At 65.2% G+C, this 6830-nt stretch carries 6 protein-coding genes; 5 read left to right on the top strand and 1 reads right to left on the bottom strand.

Features of this window, described 5'->3' with window-relative positions:
* Together ACLQ7E_RS15490 and ACLQ7E_RS15485 are read left to right on the top strand one after the other, a co-directional pair.
* A partial coding sequence (locus tag ACLQ7E_RS15490; RefSeq protein WP_411733478.1) for an amino acid permease occupies nucleotides 1-1326 on the top strand: 1326 nt, incomplete at its 5' end.
* Nucleotides 1327-1394: 68 nt separating this feature from the next.
* Nucleotides 1395-3143: a thiamine pyrophosphate-dependent enzyme gene (locus ACLQ7E_RS15485; RefSeq protein ID WP_411733477.1), complete on the top strand. Its 1749-nt coding sequence runs from the start codon at nucleotides 1395-1397 to the stop codon at nucleotides 3141-3143.
* Between the two features lie 85 nt (nucleotides 3144-3228).
* Here the strand turns inward: ACLQ7E_RS15485 and ACLQ7E_RS15480 are convergent, their stop codons facing one another.
* Nucleotides 3229-3909: an SGNH/GDSL hydrolase family protein gene (locus tag ACLQ7E_RS15480; RefSeq protein ID WP_411733476.1), complete on the bottom strand. Its 681-nt coding sequence runs from the start codon at nucleotides 3907-3909 to the stop codon at nucleotides 3229-3231.
* Nucleotides 3910-4260: 351 nt separating this feature from the next.
* Here ACLQ7E_RS15480 and ACLQ7E_RS15475 point away from each other — a divergent pair, with 351 nt between their 5' ends.
* From ACLQ7E_RS15475 to ACLQ7E_RS15465, 3 genes are read left to right on the top strand one after another with little or no spacing between them, the layout of a single operon-like run.
* Nucleotides 4261-4677: a hypothetical protein gene (locus ACLQ7E_RS15475; RefSeq protein ID WP_411733475.1), complete on the top strand. Its 417-nt coding sequence runs from the start codon at nucleotides 4261-4263 to the stop codon at nucleotides 4675-4677.
* A complete protein-coding gene (locus tag ACLQ7E_RS15470; protein ID WP_411733474.1) occupies nucleotides 4661-6184 on the top strand; it encodes a sensor histidine kinase in 1524 nt (507 codons plus the stop codon). The genes ACLQ7E_RS15475 and ACLQ7E_RS15470 overlap by 17 nt, the downstream gene beginning before the upstream one ends.
* Nucleotides 6162-6830 (top strand): response regulator transcription factor, encoded by a 669-nt coding sequence (locus ACLQ7E_RS15465; protein WP_411733473.1) that lies wholly within the window; start codon nucleotides 6162-6164, stop codon nucleotides 6828-6830. Before ACLQ7E_RS15470 ends, ACLQ7E_RS15465 begins: the two co-directional genes overlap by 23 nt.

Raw genomic sequence — 6830 nt, 5'->3', positions numbered from 1 at the left:
GCGGGCCCGTCCCTGGTCATCGCCTACGCCGTCTGCGGGTTCTTCGCGTTCCTGATCCTGCGCGCCCTGGGCGAACTCGTCCTCCACCGCCCCTCCTCAGGATCCTTCGTCTCCTACGCCCGGGAATTCTTCGGCGAAAAAGCAGCCTTCGTCTCCGGCTGGTTCTACTGGATCAACTGGGCCACCACCACCATCGTGGACATCACCGCCGCGGCCCTGTACATGAACTTCTTCGGCAACTACATCCCCTGGATGGCAGCCGTCCCGCAATTGTCCTGGGCCCTGATCGCCCTGATCGTGGTCCTGTCCCTGAACCTGGTCTCCGTGAATGTCTTTGGCGAAATGGAATTCTGGTTCGCCCTGATCAAGGTCGCAGCCCTGGTCGTGTTCCTCATCGTCGGCACCTACTTCGTCATCTTCGGCACCCCCGTGGACGGCCAACAGGTCGGCTTCAGCCTCATCTCCGATAACGGCGGGATCTTCCCCAACGGCCTGCTGCCCATGATCATCCTCATGCAGGGCGTCCTGTTCGCCTACGCCTCCATCGAACTCGTCGGCACCGCCGCCGGCGAAACCGAAAACCCCGAAAAAATCATGCCCAAAGCCATCAACTCCGTGGTCTTCCGCATCGCGGTGTTCTACGTCGGCTCCGTGATCCTTCTGGCCCTGCTGCTGCCCTACACCTCCTACGAAAAAGGCGTCAGCCCCTTCGTGACCTTCTTCGGCTCCATCGGCATCCAGGGCGTGGACGTCATCATGAACCTCGTCGTCCTCACCGCCGCCCTGTCCTCCCTCAACGCCGGACTCTACTCCACCGGCCGGATCCTGCGCTCCATGTCCGTCAACGGCTCCGCCCCGCGCTTCGCCTCCCGCATGAACAAAGCCGGCGTCCCCTACGGCGGCATCGCCATCACCGCCGGTGTGTCCCTCCTCGGGGTCCCGCTGAACTACCTCGTCCCGGCCGACGCCTTCGAAATCGTCCTCAACGTCGCCTCCGTCGGCATCATCATGACCTGGGCCACCATCGTCCTGTGCCAGATCCAACTCCACCGCTGGGCCAACAAAGGCTGGCTCAAACGCCCCTCCTTCCGCATGATCGGCGCCCCCTACACCGGCTACCTCTCCATCCTCTTCCTCGCAGGCGTGCTCATCATGGTCTTCATCGAATCCCCCCTGACCATGCTCGTCACCGCCATCGCCTCCATCCTGATGGTCCTCGGCTGGTACGCCTGCCGCAAACGCATCAACGACATCGCCCAAACCCGCGACGGCTACACCGGCCTCTCCCCGGTGGTCGCCAACCCGCCGGCAGAGACCTTCAGGTAAACCACACCTTCCGCCACCGAAAACCAGCCACATCCGAGCAGCCACATCCGAGCAGCCAAAGAAAGCCCATGACACCGGAAACCCACGCAATCGCATCCCCCACCCAGCCCGCCGCCGTCGTCATTGCCCGTGAAGACCCTTCCCGGACCGGCCATCCGGACCTTCCCCGCGCCGGAAAGGGCACAGCCCTAAAATCTGCCGGACACGTGATCGTTGATTCTCTGGTGGCACACGGCGTGGAACGCACTTACGTGGTTCCGGGTGAAAGCTTCCTCGACGTGCTGGACGGACTGCACCACTCGGACGTCGAAACGATCGTCTGCCGGCACGAGGGCGGGGCAGCCTACATGGCGGAGGCCGACGGGAAGATGCACCAGCGGCCCGGCGTCGCGATGGTGACGCGTGGCCCCGGCGCGGCCAACGCGCACGTGGGGCTGCACACCGCCTGGCAGGACTCCACTCCCATGCTGCTTTTCGTTGGGCTGATCCCGTTCGCGCACCGGGACCGCGAAGCATTCCAGGAGTTCGATATCAAGGCCTGGTTCGACACCGGCGCCAAGCGGGTTATGGTCCTGGACCATCCCGAGCGGGCGTCCGAGATTGTGGCCGAGGCGATGTTCGCGGCCATGAGCGGACGGCCGGGCCCGGTGGTGGTGGGCTTGCCGGAGGACATCATCCGGCAGCAGATCGACCCGGCGTTGCATCCCGCGATTCCCGTGGCGGCGGGCGGCATGAGCAGCACGGACGCTGCCGCGCTCCAGGATGCCCTGGCGCGGTCCAGCAAGCCGCTCTTCGTCACCGGCGGCAACGACTGGACCCAGGCCTCGGCGGACCAGCTGACCGAATGGCTGGAACGGCACCACATCCCGGCAGCAGCAGAGTGGCGGACGCAGGGAACGGTGTCCTTCGACTCGCCGTCCTACGTGGGCCCGATCGGCTACGGCCGCCCCCGCCCCACGTATGACCTGTTTGAGGAGACTGACCTGCTGGTATTTGTGGGGACGGTGCCCGGGGACGTGATTACGGACGGGTTCGTTTGCCGGCAGGACTGGAACAAGATGAACTTCCTGGTCACTGTTGACCCCTCGCTTCGCGGCCGCTCCGGCCCTGTTTCGCGGCAGATCCTGGCCAAACCCGAAGCCTTTGTGCGTGACCTTGGCGGTATCGACCTGCCGGTGAAGGAAGAGTGGAAGGCGTGGACGGAGCGGATGCGGCGTGAGCAGGAGCAGTTTGCCGCGCTGCCCCCGGCGGCGCCGTCGGCAGGCATGGCCAGGATGGATACCCTGATGGCCAACCTCGTACCGAGGCTGCCCGAGGATGCCATGGTGACTTTCGGGGCCGGCGAACACACCAACTGGGCGCACCGCTACTTCCCCACCCACCGCTACGCTTCCATGCTCAGCGCCCGCAACGGCTCCATGGGATACTCCGTGCCCTCGGCCATCGCAGCATCCCTGGCATACCCTGGTCGACGCGTTGTCACCATTGCCGGTGACGGGGAGTTCCTCATGAACGGCCAAGAACTCGCCACAGCCGCCCAGTACGGCGCCACTCCCCTGGTCATCGTGATGGACAACCAGGAGTACGGAACCATCCGCACGCACCAGGAACGCCACTACCCCGACCGCGTTTCCGGCACCCAGCTCAAGAACCCCGACTTCGCGATGATGGCCCAGGCCTTTGGCGGATTCGGCGTGCGCGTCGAGAACGACAGTGATATCCCGGCGGCCCTCGAGGCGGCCCTCGAGGCGATTGATGAGAAGGGCCAGTTCGCCCTCATCCACCTGATCGTGGAACAGCGCGTCAAGGCCTACTAGGGCCACTTCCACACAGCTAACAGCGGAGGCCTGTTTCCGTCCCTCGGGGCAGGAAGCAGGCCTCCGCTGTTTTCACGAATGGCCGCTAGGTCGAGGCGAGTTCCGGCCGGGGTTCGTTCAGCGCATCGAGCAGAAAATTCGCCCAGTGCCCGTAGCCCGCCACCGAGGGATGGAAACGGTCGGCAGCGAAGAAGGCCTCCCCCAGCGGCGGATCGTCGGCGAAAGACACGAAGGCAAGACCCAGTTCCCTGCACACCCGTGCCGACACCGCATCCAGGCGGCTTGCCCGGCGTTCCAGGAACTCGTTCAACGGCACCGGCAGCGCAGGGAAGAACCTGAAGGGCGGCACCCCCGCGACGACGATTTCCCTGGGCCTGCCCGGATCAAGGAAGGCCGCCAGGATCCTGCGCAGGTCCCCGCCCCAATGCGCCGGAGTTCGCCCGGCCATGGCGTCATTGGCACCGGCAACCAAGACGACAATGTCCGGGTCCGGATACTGGACCAGCTCCAGGACCTCGCTGCCTATGCGTTCCAGGGTCGCCCCGTTGACCCCTTGGGCTTCCCAAGCCACCGGCAGGTGGCGCCGAGCCGAGAGCCCCACCGCCAACTGGCCGGTCAGCGCGAGCTCGTGAGTGGGAGCGCCCGTCCCGGCAACGGTGGATTCCCCGATGACCAGCAGCCGACAAGGTGCCCCTCCTTCGCCGCAAACATCGACCGAGCCCCACTTCGGACCGGCGGCCTCCTTCAGCCTCGGTATGTTTTTCACGATGCGACGACCCTGGACCAATGCGGGTCCCGCCTGGACCACATTCAGCCAACCGCGCCGAATTTTTTCTCCTCCAACAATAGTGCTCATAGCGATGCCCGTCCCCAAGTCCTGCACACCAGCCACCCTGCATTCCGAAAGCCTCGGAATACCTTGATACCCCCATCCCTCAGGGTCGACCTTGGCCCTGCCGCTGTCAATATGCGGAACGGCTCGGACCTGCGGATGGTCAACGGTCCCCTTCACACTCCGGGCCACCCCTTGCCGAGCACCTGGAAATTTCGCCCCATGCGATCGCGCCTGGATCCCCTTCTCATTTGGGTCTCATCATTATCGGCAATACTTGTGCTCATGGGATTGGGAAGAACTGGCAAGATCGTGGCCTGGCTGGCGGTGTTCTTGACCCTGGGGTTGGGGACCTATGTGGTGGCCATGGGGTTGTCTGCTCCCCCTCCAGTGAACTTGGGTCCGGCGATCAACGTCGAGCAGGAGTCCGCACCGGCCAGCCCGTCACCCTCCTCCGTGGCCCCCAGCCCCTCCCCGAAGCCAACCTCGACCTCACCTGCGGAATCTTCCAAGCCCAGGCCCAAGCCTTCCGCCACACCATCCGCCACACCATCCGCCAAGCCCTCCGCCAAACCCACGCCGAAGCCATCTGCCCTGCCCAGCAAGTCGGCGCCGGTCAAGCCGCTGCCGCCATCCGAGGCGGACGACGATGACGACGATGAGTCGGATGACGAGGATGAGTCGGATGACGACGATGATTAGGATCCCCGAGCTCGCCCAGCAACTTGCAAACGCACCCGAAGGCACAAAGTTTGCCCGCCGCGGGTTCTCCGTCCGCACCCGTGTCCTTGCCGGAATGCTTGGCCTGATCACCCTGGCCTTCGCCGTCACCGGAACCGTTGTCTACCTCCTGCAGGTGAGGACCATGGACGCCCGCATCGACGACTCGCTCAAGCGAAGCGTCCAGGAGTTCCAGGTGCTGGCCGCACGCAGTTCCGAGACGGCCACTGCCGCCGAACCTCTCACGGCCGAGGTCCTGCTGTACACGGCAATGCAGCAGACCCTGCCGGCCAGGCACGAGGGAATGCTGAGCATGGTCAACGACACCGTGCGATGGACTGCCCCCGAGATCGTGCAGATGCGCCCGGAAAACGACCCGGGGTTCATCGCCTGGGCCGTGAACGACGCTCCGGATGAGCGGGTCATGCTCCAGACGGTGCCGACCGGCCAGGCAACCTACCGCGTGGTGAGCATTCCCCTGACCCTGAGCCAGCCGCAACCGCCGGCCCACCTGTTCCTCGCCTACGACTACACCGCCGAAAAGCAGGCCCTGAATCGCGGCTTCCTGGGGTATGTGATGGTCGGGCTCGTCGTCCTGCTGGTGGCCGGGGCGGCCGGCTGGCTGCTGGTGGGCAGGTTCCTGCGCCCGGTGGCGCTGCTGCGCGACACCGCCCGGAAGATCTCGGAATCGGATCTGTCCCAGCGCATCGAGGTGGTCGGGCGCGATGACCTGGCCGAGCTGACAATCACCGTCAACGCCATGCTGGACCGGGTGGAGAACGCGATGGTCTCCCAGCGCCAGCTCCTTGACGACGTGGGCCACGAGCTCAGGACGCCGGTGACCATCGTGCAGGGGCACCTCGAACTCATGGATCCCCTGGACCCCGAGGACGTCGGCCAGTCGCGGGACATCGCCCTGGCGGAACTGGACCGCATGTCGTTCCTCATCAACGACCTGGTCACCCTCGCCAACTCCAACAGGGTCGACTTCGTCCAGCCCGTCGCCACGAACATCGGCACGCTGCTCGATGACCTGCTGGACAAGGCGCGTCCGCTCGGCGACCGCGTCTGGAGGATCGGCCACCGGGTGGAGGCCACGGCCGACGTCGATCCCCAGCGCATCACCCAGGCCATGCTGCAATTGTGCTCCAACGCCGTGAAGTTCTCGGCCGACGGGTCCACGATTACCATGGGAACCAACATCGCGACCGACGCCAACAACGACCCGGTGCTGCGCCTCTGGGTGCGCGACGAGGGAGTCGGCATCGCCGTTGCCGACCAGGACCGGATTTTCGAGCGTTTTGGCCGCGGCCACAACTCGAAACGCACCGAAGGTTCAGGGCTGGGACTGAATATTGTCTCGGCCATAGCCGAGGCACACCGCGGGAGCGTCGGGGTCAGCTCCGATGTGGGCGTCGGCTCGACCTTCGTCATTGAGATCCCCACCCGTCTGGAGAGAGAAGAAGATGAGCCGGATACTGATCATTGAGGACGAGGACCGCATCAGCTCCTTTGTCGCCAAGGGGCTCAAGGCCGCGGGCTTCGCGCCGACGGTCGCCGACACCGGCAAGGAGGGCGGCTACCTGGCCCAGACGGGCGACTTCGAGTTGATCATCCTGGATCTCGGCCTGCCCGACGAGGACGGCTTCTCCGTCCTTGCCCGCATCCGCTCCACCAACGTCGACACACCGGTCATCATCCTTACGGCGCGTTCAAGCATCGACGACACCGTTGCGGGGCTCGAGGGCGGTGCGGACGACTACATGGCCAAGCCCTTCCGCTTCGAGGAGCTCTTGGCCCGGGTGCGCCTGCGGCTGCGTCCCCAGGCCGCGGCACCCGAGGACCAGGTGATTCGCGTCGGACCGCTGGAACTTGATTCGGGCAGCCGTCGCACGCGCCTGAACGGGCGCGAAATCGACCTCTCGGCCAGGGAATTCGGGTTGGCGGAGGCCTTCATGCGCAACCCCGGTCAGGTGTTGAGCCGCGAACAGCTGCTCTCCCGGGTGTGGGGCTACGACTTCGACCCGGGATCCAACGTCGTTGACGTGTACGTGCGGTACCTGCGCAACAAGCTGGGTGCGGAATGGTTCACCACGGTGCGCGGCATGGGATACCGCTTCGAGGAGCCTTCCTGA

This window comes from Paeniglutamicibacter sp. (assembly GCF_046714615.1).
In the GTDB taxonomy this organism is placed as follows: Bacteria; Actinomycetota; Actinomycetes; order Actinomycetales; family Micrococcaceae; genus Paeniglutamicibacter.
The sequence above is the reverse complement of the archived record's forward strand: the minus strand, read 5'-3'. Positions and strand labels throughout refer to the sequence as shown.

Bases quoted from the DNA above. Each gene is read 5' to 3' on its own strand.
- ACLQ7E_RS15485 (WP_411733477.1), top strand. From the start codon at position 1,395: ATGACACCGGAAACCCACGCAATCGCATCCCCCACCCAGCCCGCCGCC.
- ACLQ7E_RS15465 (WP_411733473.1), top strand. From the start codon at position 6,162: ATGAGCCGGATACTGATCATTGAGGACGAGGACCGCATCAGCTCCTTT.
- ACLQ7E_RS15475 (WP_411733475.1), top strand. From the start codon at position 4,261: ATGGGATTGGGAAGAACTGGCAAGATCGTGGCCTGGCTGGCGGTGTTC.
- ACLQ7E_RS15470 (WP_411733474.1), top strand. From the start codon at position 4,661: ATGACGACGATGATTAGGATCCCCGAGCTCGCCCAGCAACTTGCAAAC.